The sequence below is a fragment of the Bacillus cereus group sp. BfR-BA-01355 genome (genome assembly GCF_022663675.1).
GTDB lineage: Bacteria > Bacillota > Bacilli > Bacillales > Bacillaceae_G > Bacillus_A > Bacillus_A thuringiensis_S.
This window is the reverse complement of sequence record NZ_JAKUFY010000033.1, coordinates 25,733-40,888: the sequence shown is the minus strand read 5'-3', so window position 1 is coordinate 40,888 and position 15,156 is coordinate 25,733. Positions and strand designations below refer to the sequence as shown.

Below are 15,156 nucleotides of genomic sequence, written 5' to 3'. Positions count from 1 at the left end.
CTTAGTTGAAGATTGAAAGCGCTTCATAGTTTTTCTATAAATTTTTTATCTAGCCTATTTTTGAGATTAGTAGTGAGAAAGGAGATATTTCCATGTTCTTGAGAAAATTAACAAATAACCAGTTAATCACTATTGATTTTATGATTTAAATCACCGGTAAACGAAACAAACATAATAGTACAACAATGTTAGTGGATAAAAATATTAGTTTGCAGAAAGGGGTAGAGCATCCGTTTGTATAAGCGTTAAGTACTTCAAAATTTCAGTTTTACGGTTACATGTTGTGCTGTTTGCTTAAACAGGCCAATCCGATTAATATAGAAAATTTTTATCCTTGTTGTATTTGAATATGAAAGAGGTATTTATACCAGGAAATATAGGTGATTTTATATAAATTATAATATATAAATTTTGGCGTGGAGTGATGATATGGAAAGGTTTTTTGTAGAGTTAGTCGGATCAACAAATGATTTTTTATGGTCTAAATTGTTAATTATTATGCTTGTTATTTGCGGAATTTATTTTACATTTAAATTGAATTTTGTACAGTTTCGAATGTTAAAAGAGATGGTCCGTGTATTAATGGAGGGGAAAAGTGGTTCTAAAGATCAAATCTCTCCTTTTCAAGCGTTTTGTATTGGTATGGCAGCCCGCGTTGGGACAGGGAATATTACAGGAATTGCGATTGCAATTGCATTAGGTGGTCCTGGAGCTGTATTTTGGATGTGGATTATTTCTATTATTAGCTCGGCATCTAGTTTTGTCGAAAGCACATTAGCACAGATATATAAAGTAAAAGATAAAACTGGTTTCCGCGGTGGCCCATCCTATTATATGGAAAAAGGGTTGAATAAACGTTGGATGGGAGTATTATTCTCTATTTTAATCACAATTACTTTTGGACTTGTATTCAATTCAGTACAATCAAATACAGTTACAATTGCTTTTCAAAACTCATTTGGTACAGATCGTCTAACAGTTGGGATAATCATGGCCATTGCTTTCGCTGCGATTATTTTTGGTGGTGTACAACGTATTGCAAAAATGGCTGAATACAAGGTGGTATTTTTAGCGGTATTATACATTGGAGTTGCATTATTTGTTGTAGTTACCAACATATCAAAAATGCCGGAAGTTCTTTCTCTTATTGTTCAAAACGCATTTGGTTTTAAACAAATAGCAGGCGGTTCAATTGGTGCAGCACTTATGAATGGAGTTAAACGCGGTTTATTCTCAAATGAAGCTGGTATGGGAAGTGCACCAAACGTTGCTGCAACAGCAACAACAAGTCATCCGGTGAAACAAGGACTGATTCAAGCATTTGGTGTATTAACGGATACACTAATCATTTGTACTAGCACCGCCTTTATTATTTTGCTGTCTGATGCATATAAACAACCGGGGTTAAATGGTATTGCACTTACACAAGCAGCATTAAGTGAACACATAGGCCCTTGGGCATCGGGTTGTCTTGCTATCTTTGTTTTTTTATTTGGATTTGGTGCGTTAATTGGCAACTATTATTATGGTGAAACAAACATTCGCTTCTTACATACAAGTAAAGTGTGGTTAATGATATACAGAATAAGTGTGTTGGCTATGATTGTATTTGGTTCTGTTGCAAAGATTCAAATTGTATGGGATTTAGCGGACTTATTTATGGGCTTTATGGTTATTATTAATTTAATTGCTATTACCTTACTTTCAAAAGTAGCATTTGCGGCGTTACAAGATTATATAAACCAGAAAAAAGCTGGTAAAGATCCTATTTTTTATAAAGAAAACATTAAAGGACTTGAAAATATTGAATGTTGGGATAGTTATGAGAAAACTTCAAAAAAGAAAAGTGTGTAATAAGAAGGATATTCAGACTGCAATATGTCTGAATATTTTTCTTGGTTCTAGTGCAAATATTATTGATTATAGTAAAGAAAAAATCATTCTATATAAAGTTAATAGTACGGGGGAATATTATTAAATGATAAAGGATTCTAGCGTTCAAGTTGAGGGGCAAGAAAAAGTTTGCTTAGATCAATGGGTAGCTCATTATCGAGCGTATGCAGCTAAGGGACGAAGCGCCAGTTATATTCCCGCTCTGGGGGAAATAAATGTATCGCAGTTAGGTATTTGTATAGTAAAGCCAGATGGAACAATGATAAAATCAGGAGATTGGGAGATACCTTTCACATTACAAAGTATATCAAAAGTAATCGGTTTTATAGCCGCTTGTTTAAGTCGCGGTATTTCTTATGTATTAGAACGAGTTGACGTAGAGCCAACTGGAGATGCCTTTAATTCAATTATTCGTTTAGAGATACATAAACCAGGAAAACCTTTTAATCCTATGATCAATGCTGGAGCGATTACGATAGCTTCACTTTTGCCAGGGACATCGGTGCAAGAAAAATTAGAATCTCTATACGTATTAATTGAAAAAATGATAGAGAAGCGTCCCGCTATTAATGAAATAGTATTTCAATCAGAATGGGAAACGGCTCATCGTAATAGAGCATTAGCATACTATTTAAAGGAGAATGGTTTTCTAGAATCAGATGTGGAGGAGACACTAGAGGTTTACTTAAAACAATGTTCGATTGAAATAAATACAGAAGATATTGCCTTAATAGGGCTTATACTAGCACATGATGGATATCATCCTATTCGCAAAGAACAAGTGCTCCCTAAAGAAGTAGCTAGGTTAACAAAAGCTTTAATGCTTACTTGTGGAATGTACAACGCTTCTGGAAAATTTGCTGCTTTCATTGGATTACCAGCTAAGAGTGGGGTATCCGGCGGAATTATGACACTTGTTCCCTCAAAATCTAGGAAGGATTTATCGTTTCAAGATGGATGTGGTATTGGTATTTACGGACCAGCCATTGATGAGTATGGGAATAGTTTACCAGGAATTATGTTGTTAGAACATATTGCAAAAGAATGGGATTTAAGTATATTTTAAAAAGGAGCACAGATATTTTGGTGTTAGAGCGAGTCCAAAAGTGTTCAGACCTTATATTGTGTCTGAACATTTTTGAGTTATAAAGTATCTTTCTAAAGTAGAAGAGTGTAATGAATACTCACAATCTATAATGCTTTCGTTTATAACTTATTTATCAGTTTTTGAAAAAAATAGAGTAAGTATTGTATTAATGCAAATAGGTTTGTATACTGACTGTTAGGCGAAAGTGAGAAGTGATTATTTTGAATCTTAGTAATTTAGTAAAAAAAGACATCTATATTCTCGTTTTAATGATACTTACAGTACCCTTAGTAGGTGAAATAAAGTCATTTCCCTTAAATGAAACATTTAGAATGAGCTTTGGTGCACCAACATTTTTCTTTTTTTTATTATTGTTTCGACGAGTTCCAGCATTTTTACCGGGTTTTTTAACAGCGATAGTCGTGGTAGTATTTCGTATCTCAATGGATGTCATTATAAAGGAAAATATGGATTGGCTAGCCGCTTTTCATACTCACTATCCTAGTTTTTTCTTTTATTTTACTTATTCGTATCTCTTTCATTTAGCAAAAATCAAACGTTTTTATCATCAACCACTAATGATTGGTTTTATTGGTTGCATGATTGAAATACTGTCAGACTGTGTGGAATTAATGATTCAATATTTCGTATTAAAAACATCGATCACATCCGAGGCAATAAATGAGATCATTGTTATCGCATGTTCCCATAGTTTTATAGTTCTAAGCTTTTTCAATATGATGAAATTGTATGAAGCACAATCAAGGGAGCGACATATAAAGAAACAAAATGAACATATGCTCATGCTCATCTCTAATTTATATGAAGATGCTGTTCATTTAAAAAAAACATTACAAGATGCTGAGAATATAACAAAAAAATCCTATGATTTATATAAAACTTTAGACTCTTTTGAGCATAAACAGATGGATTTTCAGTTTGAGGATTTAAGGCAACAGGCATTACAAATTGCTGGTGAGGTCCATGACGTTAAAAAGGATAACCAACGTATTTTTGCGGGACTTTCAAAACTAATTTCTGATGAAAGTTTTACAGATTATATGTCTGTACATGAACTAGTAAATATCATTATACGGGCAAATACGAAATATGCACAGTTGTTAGAGAAAGATATCCAATTTGTGTATAAAATTGATGGTGTGCATCCTCATTATCATATTTATACAATCTTATCTATTATAAATAATATCGTTACAAACGCTGTAGAAGCTATCCAAGGTATGGGAACCATCACAATTGTCATTAATAAAGACCACCATTTTGTTGAATTTCAAATAGGCGATAATGGTCCTGGTATTTCTTCAAAATATAAAGATTCAATTTTTGAGCCTGGGTTTACTTCTAAATATGATGATTTAGGCAATCCATCGACAGGTATCGGATTATCGTATGTTAAAGAAATGGTCGCACAACTTGAAGGTGATGTTACGCTTGAGGACAGAACCGAAGGAAAAGGATCAATTTTTATAATTAGATTAGGGATTGATCATATAATTTCGAAAGGGTGATTCTATGTATTTTTATATAGTAGATGATGAAAAAGCGGTTCGCTCAATGTTGGCTCAAATTATCGAGGATGAAGATCTTGGGGAGGTTATAGGAGAAGCTGAGGATGGTTTATCTTTAGAGCAACAAATGGTAATCCTTAAAAATATAGACATTTTATTTATCGATTTGTTAATGCCGAATCAAGATGGAATAAAAACAATTCGTCAAATAAAGCCTTCGTTTAAAGGGAAAATCATCATGGCCTCTCAAGTAGAATCAAAAGAATTAATTGCTGAAGCTTATTCGCTTGGTGTTGAATACTATATTATTAAGCCAATTAACCGGATTGAAGTATTAACAGTTGTTCGGAAAGTCATTGAACGAATTCGTTTGGAAAAATCAATAAAAAACATTCAAGAATCGCTTAATATGGTACTAAAATTGGATAGTAATTCAAGTGTGCAAGAAAAATACCGTAATGAAAAACATTTAAATACTTTCAATCATTTTCAAAATTCCATTCATTTTCTTTTGTCTGAATTAGGAATAGCCAGTGAAAGTGGAAGTAAAGATTTAATGGATATGCTAGATTATTTATATAAATATGAACAAGATAACACGTTGGAACAAGGCTTTCCCTCACTAAAAGAGATTTTTATGAATTTGGCTCAAAAAAAACTTGGGGATTCAGCTGAAGATGCCGAATTAAAAAGGTTCATAGAAGCTTCCAAACAACGGATTCGGAGAGCTATTTGTCAATCATTAAACCATTTAGCATCCCTTGGACTTACTGATTTTTTAAACCCGAAGTTCGAAAATTATGCTTCTAGATTTTTTGATTTTACTACCGTAAGGAGAAAGATGACAGAATTGAATAATGAACCAACATTACCTGCTCGTATTGATACGAAAAAATTTATTCAAGTTCTTTATTTTGAAGCAAAACGAATACACCTGGAGTTAAGATGATAAACTCTTGCTAATTATTATTTTCAATTGCTAGATTGATAATTGTTTTCATGTTATTTGTTTTATATAGTTTTTCTAAGAGAGTATTTTCCTTTATTTCATATTGATTTTAAAATCAGAAAATTCCGTATCGATTTGGTAGAAGTGTATGAACTTAGAACAAAAGAATATGTATTTTTTATTTTTTTAAACATTAATATTCATTAAAAAAAACGAGTATTTTCACAATAAAATATAAATACATAGTAAGTTGAATTTAAAAAAAGATGCTATCTTCTAGCATCTTTTTTTCTTTAAGAGGAAATATCATTGATCCTTATATTATTTGAAATTCAAATGCGGGCATATAAATAACGGAAAAGGAGATAATATTTAACAAATTATAATTGGAAATGGTATTTTAGGTCAGAAATGTTTTTATACTAATTAGGTTATTGGTACTAAATAAGCATAATGTCTCGCTTTTCTGCTCTTTAATCTTATCGTTATTTTTTATTAAGTACATATCGTTTTTTAGAAATCTCAATCCTAGCAGAGTATATAAATTGGGTGATAAAAATGTGGAACATAATTACTTCTTATCTTCCAGATTGGAAAGTCTTTGTACAAGCTTTTATCTTGTTTTTAATTCCGTATACTATCTCAAGAGTTTTTCATTGGGTTCGTATGTCAGAGAAAGAGTGGGAAGAATGAGTTGGTGGAAGTCAAGAGACAAACAAGTGAAAAAAAATAATATTCAAAGTAAAACGAAACAAGAGCATAAACCTTCTCAAAATGCAATCGTTCATTTCACAAATGATTTTGCCTCTAACTTAGAACTTATAAAGCAACAAATCGGACATAATTCTGATGTTCGCTTTCGGAAGTTTAATATTGGACGCACAGATATTCAGGCTGGGATCGTTTTTGTTGATGGCCTATCAGATAAAGAGATAATTGACAAACATATTATGAAATTACTAATGGATGATTTTTCTGATGAATATAAAAATGAAACTTCTTATGTGGAGGGGACTGTTTCAAAAGAATATATTAAAAATAAAGTTCTTACAATTAGTGAAGTAGCAGAAGTCCATTACATAAAAGATTTAATACCCAAAGTATTGATAGGTTCAACAGCTCTTTTAATTGATGGTTTAGCAGATGTGTTTATTCTTGGTACAACAAAAGCAAATAAACGAAACATTGAAGAACCAGTATCGGAGGCATTAGTCAGAGGGCCACGGGTCGGTTTTACTGAAGTATTAAGTGATAATACCTCACTTTTGCGACGACATTGTGCGGATGAGAGCTTATCATTAGTAAAGCTACCAGTAGGAGAACGTGCAAAGAAAGAGTTAGTTGTCGCATTTATTAGAGATCTTGCTAGTACAGAATTGGTGGATGAAGTAAAAAACAGAATTCAGAAAATTGACATAGACAGTGTACTCGAATCTGGTTATATAGAGCAACTCATTGAAGATAATTATCTAAGTCCTTTTCCACAGATTCAAAATACAGAACGACCTGATCGTGTTATTAGTGCTTTAATGGAAGGTCGAGTAGCTATTTTGTTAGATGGAACACCATTTGTTTTAATTGCTCCAGTTACATTTAGTATGCTGCTGCAATCACCAGAAGATTATTATGAAAGGTGGCTTCCTGGTACGCTTCTCCGCTTATTACGCTTCATGACAGCTTTTGTTTCATTATTTGCTCCAGCACTGTATATTTCTTTTATTTCATTTCATCCAGGATTAATTCCCACTAAGCTCGCTATTTCTATTATCGGATCGCGAGAAGGAGTTCCTTTTCCCGCTTTAATAGAAGCGTTAATTATGGAAGTAGCTATCGAAGTTTTGCGAGAAGCAGGTTTACGTCTGCCTAAACCGATTGGACCTGCAATGGGAATTGTGGGCGGTTTAATAATTGGTCAAGCTGCCGTAGAAGCAGGAATTGTTAGTCCAATAATGGTTATCGTTGTTGCGGTAACAGCTATTTCTTCTTTTACTATTCCACAATATAGTGTAGGAATTACGTTACGCATTCTTCGTTTTGTAGCTATGTTTTGTGCTGCGATATTTGGTTTGTATGGAGTTATTCTCTTCTTTCTTTTACTTTGCAGTCATTTAGTGAAACTGAAAAGTTTTGGCGTTCCTTATACCAGTCCTGCTGTTCCATATCGATTCAGTGACTGGAAAGATTTTATGGTTCGCATGCCATTAAAAATAATGAGACGTCGACCAAAAATAATGCATACCCAAAAAAATATCCGCAAAAGGTAGCTGATGACGAAAGGAAGTGGCCTTCAGTGATTACTAAACTTAAAGACCGAATAACAACTTCACAGGCAGTTGTTATTATTGTAAATTACATACTTGGGACAGGAATTCTCACTCTGCCTAGAGCATCTGTGGAAAAAGTGAAAACACCAGATGTATGGATAAGTGTGATATTAGGTGGAATACTGGCAATGGTTTCAGGAGTAATTATGGTCAAATTAAGTCAGCAGTTTCCAGAAAAAACATTTTACCAATACAGTCAAGATATTGTAGGGAAATGGATAGGCAGGTTGCTTAGTTTTCTTATTATAGGGTATTTTCTTACAACTTCAGCATTTCAAATTCGTTCAATGGCAGAAGTAATAAGCTTTTTTTTGCTCGAAGGAACCCCCACATGGGCTATTGTTATGCCTTTTATGTGGATAGGTCTCTATTTGATTATGAGTGGTATTAATTCAATTGCACGGATGTTTGAAATAATATTTCCTATTACTGTTTTTATTTTTTTAATCATTTCCTTTATGAGCATCGGAATATTCGAGATAGATAATCTCCGTCCCGTATTAGGTTTGGGAATTAAACCAGTATTAGATGGGATAAAAACAACGTCTCTCGCATATACAGGTCCTGAAATTATGTTAATTCTTTTGGTATTTATGGAACAACGAAATAAAGCAGTAAAAGCTATTTTAGTTGGAATTTCTATTCCGTTAATCTTTTATGTAATAACTGTTGTAATGGTCATTGGTGCATTATCAATTGATGGGGTTGTAACAAGAACATGGCCGACAATTGACCTTATGCGCAGTTTTGAAATTTCTGGATTGATATTTGAACGTTTTGAATCTTTACTGCTTGTAATATGGATTATGCAAATATTTGCTACCTATACGATTAGTTATTATGCAGCTGCATTAGGATTAGCGCAACTCTTTAAAAAGAGTATTCATCCGTTTATTTTTGCTTTGATTCCAATCATTTACATCATTGCTATGACTTCGAAAAATATAAATGACTTGCTTAAATTGGGGGATATGCTCGGTAATGCTGCTTTATTTTTATTTGGTTTACTGCCACTGCTTCTTCTTATTATTACGCGATTAAAAGGAGGAGTAGTGTGAAAAATAAATTTAATTATATGCGGCTCTATTTTGCTTTGTTATGGACGCTTTTGCTTCTATTTTTAACAGGATGTTGGAGCAGTAAAGAAGTAGAAGAGTTGAGTTTAACTGCAGGTATAGCACTAGATAAAGGGAAGAATTCAACAATTGAGAAAGAAGATGAGGAAGGAGGTTATCCTAAAAGAAATCTTATAACAGCTACTTATCAAATTGTTAGTTCGCAAGCACAAAGTAAAGGAAATGGACAACAAAAACGTTATATTAATGTTTCTGAGACAGGTGATTCCATTCATCAAATTGTTCGTGAGTTTTCATTGAAAAGAGAGAGCACAATGTTCAGCCCACATTTAAAAAACATTGTTATTAGTGATAGTCTTGTACGTACATACAGTTTAGAACAATTACTTGAACAGTATCTCCGTGACAATGAAGTTCGGCTTAGCTGTATGCTCTTAATTAGCAAGGGGCTAGCGAAGGAGGTACTGGAATCAAACAAAAAAGGAGAAATTCCAGCATTTCGTTTGTCTGGAATTGCAGATAATAGAAATAGAACAACAAGGATTTTACCTCCTGTATCGCTCGCTAAATTGGAAGGAAAGATGCGGTCAGGATCCAGTTTTCTTTTGCAAAATGTAATCTCGATAAAAGGGGAAACAAAATTTGCAGGAGCTGCTGTAATTAAAGGGAAGACAAAAAAGTTGATGGGCTTTTTAAATGAACAGGAATTGGAAGGAGTAGTATGGATAAACGGAAAAAGGAATGGTGGTGTGGTAAAAACTTTTGATAAAGAATCAAAGAAACTCATTATATACGAAATAAAGTCAATAAAAAGCAAAATCATACCACATGTTAACGGAAATAATATTTCCTTTGATGTAAACATTGAATCAGAAGGGCGTTTGTCTGAAAATTGGATGCAATCAGGAAAAGATTTTGAAAATGAATTTTTAAAAAAGGAAGAAAAAGCTATTGAAAAAGAAGTAAAGCACTTAGTACATCATGTTACAAAAAAAATACAAAAAGAATATCAAGTCGATATTGCGGGTTTTGGCAACCAATTAAGAATTAAACACCCGAGAACATGGGAGAAAGTCAAAAAAGATTGGGATCAAACATTTAGTAAAGTACCGATTAAATATCATATAAATGTAACTATACAAGATTATGGAGCGTCAAGTTTAAAACGATGAGATACCTTAATTGAAATTATATTTGAATCAAAACAAAAAGTTATAAAAGTTTTAATTTGAAAATTTTTGTAACTTTTTGTTTTTTTATGTCCTTCTTATTATAGATTAAAGAAATGATTTTATCCCGCTATTTGCCGGGCAGTAAGACTCACACCTCAAAATTCAGCGAAAGCAAAGAAGTTATTAGAGGTATATGTAAGCTCTATATAGGAAGGAGAATTTTGAAATTCTATTGATAAATCAAGTAATTGTAATAGCCCTTATTTAGAATAATAATTTCAAAATCAATAAAATTTAGAGTAGAAGGAGCAAGAGCAAATTATTATGAATAAACAAATAGGTTTTATCGGATGTGGAAACATGGGTATTGCTATGATAGGTGGGATGATTAAAAAAAATATAGTTTCTCCAGATCAAATAATTTGTTCAGATTTAAATGTCATTAATTTAAAAAATGCTAGTAATGAATATGGCATAACTATAACTACTAACAACAATGAAGTCGCTAACAGCGCTGACATTTTAATTTTATCAATCAAACCAGATTTATACTCATCGGTAATTAACCAAATAAAAGATCAAATAAAAAATGATGTAATCGTTGTAACTATTGCTGCAGGAAAAAGTATTAAGAGCACTGAGAATGAATTTGGTAGAAAGTTGAAAGTTGTTAGAGTAATGCCTAATACACCGGCACTTGTTGGAGAAGGAATGTCTGCGTTATGTTTTAATGAAATGGTTACAGAAAAAGATATAAAAGAGGTACTGAACATATTTAATATTTTCGGCCAGACGGAGGTCATAAATGAAAAACTAATGGATGTTGTTACATCTATTAGTGGTTCTTCTCCAGCATATGTGTATATGTTTATAGAAGCCATGGCAGATGCTGCTGTACTTGGCGGTATGCCGAGAAAACAAGCTTATAAATTTGCGGCTCAGGCTGTATTAGGTTCTGCAAAAATGGTATTGGAAACAGGAATACATCCAGGTGAATTGAAGGATATGGTTTGTTCTCCAGGTGGAACGACGATAGAAGCTGTAGTAACGCTAGAAGAAAAAGGTTTAAGAACAGCTATCATTTCAGCTATGAAACGTTGTACGCAAAAATCTATGGAAATGTCTAGTTTAACTAGTAAGTGAGAAGCGAATTTATATAATATTTCAAATCTATTTAATGTAAAAGAAATATTATGAGGCTAGTTAATAACTAAGTAAATTTATATACAACACTAACGAGAAGAATAAACCTTATTTTAAAGGGGATACAGAAAATATGAGTAATTTACTAAAAAAGAAATCCGTTACACAATTGTTAGAGCATAATCAAAGCAAGACTTTAACGAAAACATTAGGAGCATTTGATTTAATTATGTTAGGGGTAGGCTCGATAGTTGGAACGGGTGTTCTTGTGTTAACTGGATTAGTAGCAGCAAGAAATGCTGGTCCAGCAGTTGTTTTTTCATTTATACTTGCAGCAATTATATGTGGATTTATAGCATTATGTTACGCGGAAATTGCTTCTACACTCCCGGCGTCTGGTAGTGTATATACGTACTCATATGCAACAATTGGTGAGTTTGTTGCTCATCTAGTAGGTTGGTCATTGCTGTTAATATATATCGTGGCAACAGCGGCTGTCGCTGCTGGATGGACAGGCTATTTCCACAATTTAATAAAGGGATTTGGATTAGAGATACCTAAAGCTCTAGTAACGATTCCTTCGCATGGTGGTATTGTGAATCTACCAGCAGTAATCATTACATTGATATTAGCATGGATGTTATCCCGTGGTACGAGGGAAAGTAAACGAATCAATAATACAATGGTATTGATTAAAATTGGAATGATTTTGTTGTTTATTACGGTTGGTATATTCTATGTAAAACCAATGAACTGGATACCAATTGCACCATACGGTTTAAGTGGAGTTTTTACGGGTGGAGCAGCTATTTTATTCGCTTTTACGGGTTTTGATATATTAGCAACTTCAGCAGAAGAAGTAAAAGACCCGAAACGTAATCTTCCGATCGGTATTATTGCATCAGTAATCATATGTACAATTATTTATGTTATGGTATGCCTTGTTATGACAGGAATGGTTTCCTATAAAGAATTAAATGTCCCTGAGGCAATGGCTTATGTAATGGAAGTTGTAGGACAAGGAAAAGTCGCTGGTGCAATTGCTGCAGGTGCTGTAATTGGCCTTATGGCTGTTATTTTTTCCAATATGTATGCGGCAACACGAGTATTCTTTGCAATGAGTCGTGATGGATTGTTACCGAAATCATTTGCGAAAGTTAATAAGAAAACTGGAGCACCCACTTTTATAACTGGATTGGCAGGAATAGGGAGCTCTATAATAGCTGGGTTTATTGATTTAAAAGAATTGGTTAATTTAGTTAATATCGGTAGTTTGGTGACGTTTGCGTTAGTTTGTCTATCAGTTATTATTCTACGTAAATCACACCCAAATTTAAAACGTGGATTTATGGTACCTTTTGTACCTGTATTACCAAGCGTTTCAATTGTATGTTGTTTGTTTTTAATGCTAAATTTACCGTTAAGGACATGGATGTACTTTAGTATTTGGATTACTATTGGGGCAGTCATATATTTCTTTTATTCGATAAAACACAGTAATTTAAATGAGGAAACGATCTCGAAATTACATAATAAAATTGCGAGATAATAACGATAGAAAATTTTATTAATAATCATATTGATAGTTGAGCAACATAGAAACAGTTTTTTGATATTTAGCAAGAAATAAAATGAAAAATCCTAGGACAGCTGAGTGCCTTTTTTAGAAACCTTGCCTGTTTTTCATGATTTAAAACTAATAAGGAGAGGAAAGTATGAGTGAATTGCATTTTATGAGTCTAGAAGAACTGGATAATGAATTAGAAAAAGATGACAGTGGTATTTATTTTATTAAAGATTATAATGACAATATTATTTATATAGGCAAGGCTTTTAGTATAAAAAGTAGAGTATTAGCTCATTTTAATAGTTATTCCAATATTAAGGAATATGTACATTTATTTAATAAAGTAGCGTATCTCATTGAAGATAGTTTGTTAAAACGCTCATTGTTACAAGTTACTTATATGATTAAATATAAACCAGTATTAAACAAAGAAGTCCAAAAAGAATTCCCAGAGTTATATACTCAATACATTAAGCAAACAAATAAAAAATCCATGTTGTTAGAAATTGAGGAAGCTAAAGAAAAAAGGGATGAGTTAAAGAATAGATTGGTAAAATTAGTAGGCGGAAAAACTATGTTTTATGACATAATTTCTCTGTTAAACAATGGATATAACTATCATGTTCTCGCAAAAGTATTGAGCATAGAACTTCAAACTTTAATTATAATGAAAGAACACCGAAACAAATTCCCGATGCCACATAATTATAAGAGGACAATAAAGCATCAAGATATAATGTATGCTTTATCTGGAAAAAAGAATTTAAGTATTTCAAGGTTAAACACTTAACTTTAAAGTAGTAAATTCGTTGCTTTTGTAGCTTTTATTGTTATATTGAACTGCAATGTACATTTGTGTTTCAAATTTAATTGGTGGAATAAGGGGAGGGAAAGGGTTCCTATAAAAATGCTGGAAGAAATTAGGTTACTTATGCATAAATAGCATAAGTAGGCACATGTTATTTATAAATATATTGGAAGTGCAATTATAAATATTCAAAGATACGAAAGTAATACAAATGAAATTCTTATTTCTGCTACTACAAGTACTATTGAGCAAATAAAGTATGAAATTGCTTTTGAACTAGGAGTCACACTGGGACCTGATACATCACATCATCTGCAAATGGTTCGGATCGGTGGAGAGATTACAAAACGCTTAGTTCGAATGGCTGATAAACAGTTAACAGGTCAATACAGATTACACTAAGAAAATAATCCGTATATATATGGATTATTTTTCCTTTAATTTACAAAAAAATAAATTTCGGAATTGAAAAAACCTCTCAGATTCCTTTGTGATAATCTTTTTTAGTTGTGTTAATGACATAGGTATCTAAAGGTGGTAAATTCGATACGAACGATGTATGAGCTCTTAAAATAGTTTTGGTGTTATTTGTAATTTTAATTCCATAATACTTAAGCTGATATAATATAATGTTTTATGTCTAAATCGATATAAAATAATAATTGTTAAGTGATATTTCTTTTTTTATAGAATAAGTAAAAACTGATACTGTAGTAATTACTGTTTTGAGATCAATTTACTGTGTACCTTAATTATTGAAGTTTTTTGTTGATTAACAACTATTGTGTTTGGAAATTAATAATAAGTTTATCCCGCTATTTGCCGGGCAGTAAGACCCCCACCTCAAAATTCAGCGGAAGCAAAGAAGTTAGGTGGGGGATCAACTGTCTGTAAAAGCCCGATTTGTGTGGGCTAATAATCAGTGGGGGATGAACAAAACCCCCACTGATTAAAGTTTCACTTTATGTGATGCGGTAATAAAACTAGCTATTTTGCTATTCTTAGTATTTGTAAAGTCTATATATTTTTCCCTCTTTTGTGGAAAGTAAAACTAATGTTACGACCAGTAATATAGTGTCATTTTTTGAATATTCCATTCGTTTTTTATTTTTATTTTTAGTTGATGAAAAGACCTTTCTCTCAATTAAATGTTTAATTGAGCACTTGAATTTCCTCCACCTTGTACTTTTCAAAACATAGTGTTTCAAAAATAGCCGTATCGCTTTCCTCTTTTTCCGATTTCACGACTTCTTTATTATCTTTTTCTAAAATTTGGAGCAAAATAGTTTTTCAGTTTCATATTTAAATTAGCAGTATTTATTTTTTGAATTCAATTTGTATAAATGATTGAATTGGAACTTTGACTGTTATTTCTTGCGGTGGTACAGTATCTCCTGTTACTTTCGTTTTATTTGTAATATTTTTCTATCTCGGTCCTCGCATTGACTACCACTGTATTTTGTAGTGCTTCACTGTTTTCTCAAGTTCAATAATTATATCTTGTAGAATTAAGAAAAGAACTTAGCTTATTTCGTTTACTTATCTACTCTGATATTTAGATGCTAACTACAATTAAATAATATATGATTTTTATAAAAAAGATATAGT

At 32.4% G+C, this 15,156-nt stretch carries 12 protein-coding genes; 11 read left to right on the top strand and 1 reads right to left on the bottom strand.

Features of this window, described 5'->3' with window-relative positions; translation table 11 throughout:
- Positions 1–429: 429 nt before the first annotated feature.
- The 11 genes from MR167_RS13580 to MR167_RS13530 all read left to right on the top strand — a co-directional run bounded on the left by MR167_RS13580 (position 430) and on the right by MR167_RS13530 (position 13,950).
- Positions 430–1,854: an alanine/glycine:cation symporter family protein gene (locus MR167_RS13580; RefSeq protein ID WP_000439283.1), complete on the top strand. Its 1,425-nt coding sequence runs from the start codon at positions 430–432 to the stop codon at positions 1,852–1,854.
- 124 nt (positions 1,855–1,978) lie between these two features.
- On the top strand, positions 1,979–2,959 hold the full coding sequence (gene glsA / locus MR167_RS13575) for a glutaminase GlsA (protein ID WP_000588648.1): 981 nt from the start codon (positions 1,979–1,981) through the stop codon (positions 2,957–2,959).
- Between the two features lie 233 nt (positions 2,960–3,192).
- On the top strand, positions 3,193–4,509 hold the full coding sequence (locus MR167_RS13570; protein ID WP_242314822.1) for a sensor histidine kinase: 1,317 nt from the start codon (positions 3,193–3,195) through the stop codon (positions 4,507–4,509).
- A 4-nt stretch (positions 4,510–4,513) separates the two neighbouring features.
- The gene (locus MR167_RS13565; protein WP_242314821.1) at positions 4,514–5,458 is read left to right on the top strand and encodes a response regulator; all 945 of its coding nucleotides are present in this window, start codon (positions 4,514–4,516) and stop codon (positions 5,456–5,458) included.
- Between the two features lie 689 nt (positions 5,459–6,147).
- The gene (locus MR167_RS13560; protein ID WP_000119224.1) at positions 6,148–7,722 is read left to right on the top strand and encodes a spore germination protein; all 1,575 of its coding nucleotides are present in this window, start codon (positions 6,148–6,150) and stop codon (positions 7,720–7,722) included.
- A 26-nt stretch (positions 7,723–7,748) separates the two neighbouring features.
- A complete protein-coding gene (locus MR167_RS13555) occupies positions 7,749–8,840 on the top strand; it encodes a spore germination protein (RefSeq protein ID WP_000628928.1) in 1,092 nt (363 codons plus the stop codon).
- Positions 8,837–10,030 carry a Ger(x)C family spore germination protein gene (locus MR167_RS13550; protein ID WP_242314819.1) on the top strand — a complete coding sequence of 398 codons (1,194 nt, stop codon included), beginning with the start codon at positions 8,837–8,839 and terminating at the stop codon, positions 10,028–10,030. Before MR167_RS13555 ends, MR167_RS13550 begins: the two co-directional genes overlap by 4 nt.
- Positions 10,031–10,354: 324 nt before the next feature.
- Positions 10,355–11,173, top strand: a complete 819-nt coding sequence (gene proC, locus MR167_RS13545; RefSeq protein WP_001041290.1) for a pyrroline-5-carboxylate reductase — start codon at positions 10,355–10,357, stop codon at positions 11,171–11,173.
- A 133-nt stretch (positions 11,174–11,306) separates the two neighbouring features.
- Positions 11,307–12,722 (top strand): amino acid permease, encoded by a 1,416-nt coding sequence (locus tag MR167_RS13540; RefSeq protein WP_242314817.1) that lies wholly within the window; start codon positions 11,307–11,309, stop codon positions 12,720–12,722.
- Positions 12,723–12,888: 166 nt separating this feature from the next.
- On the top strand, positions 12,889–13,530 hold the full coding sequence (locus tag MR167_RS13535; RefSeq protein WP_088298401.1) for a nucleotide excision repair endonuclease: 642 nt from the start codon (positions 12,889–12,891) through the stop codon (positions 13,528–13,530).
- A gap of 198 nt (positions 13,531–13,728) precedes the next feature.
- Complete coding sequence (locus MR167_RS13530; protein ID WP_044783651.1) at positions 13,729–13,950, top strand: alpha/beta-type small acid-soluble spore protein; 222 nt, start codon at positions 13,729–13,731, stop codon at positions 13,948–13,950.
- Positions 13,951–14,700: 750 nt separating this feature from the next.
- Here the strand turns inward: MR167_RS13530 and MR167_RS13525 are convergent.
- A complete protein-coding gene (locus MR167_RS13525; RefSeq protein WP_003281887.1) occupies positions 14,701–14,829 on the bottom strand; it encodes a hypothetical protein in 129 nt (42 codons plus the stop codon).
- Positions 14,830–15,156: the final 327 nt, after the last annotated feature.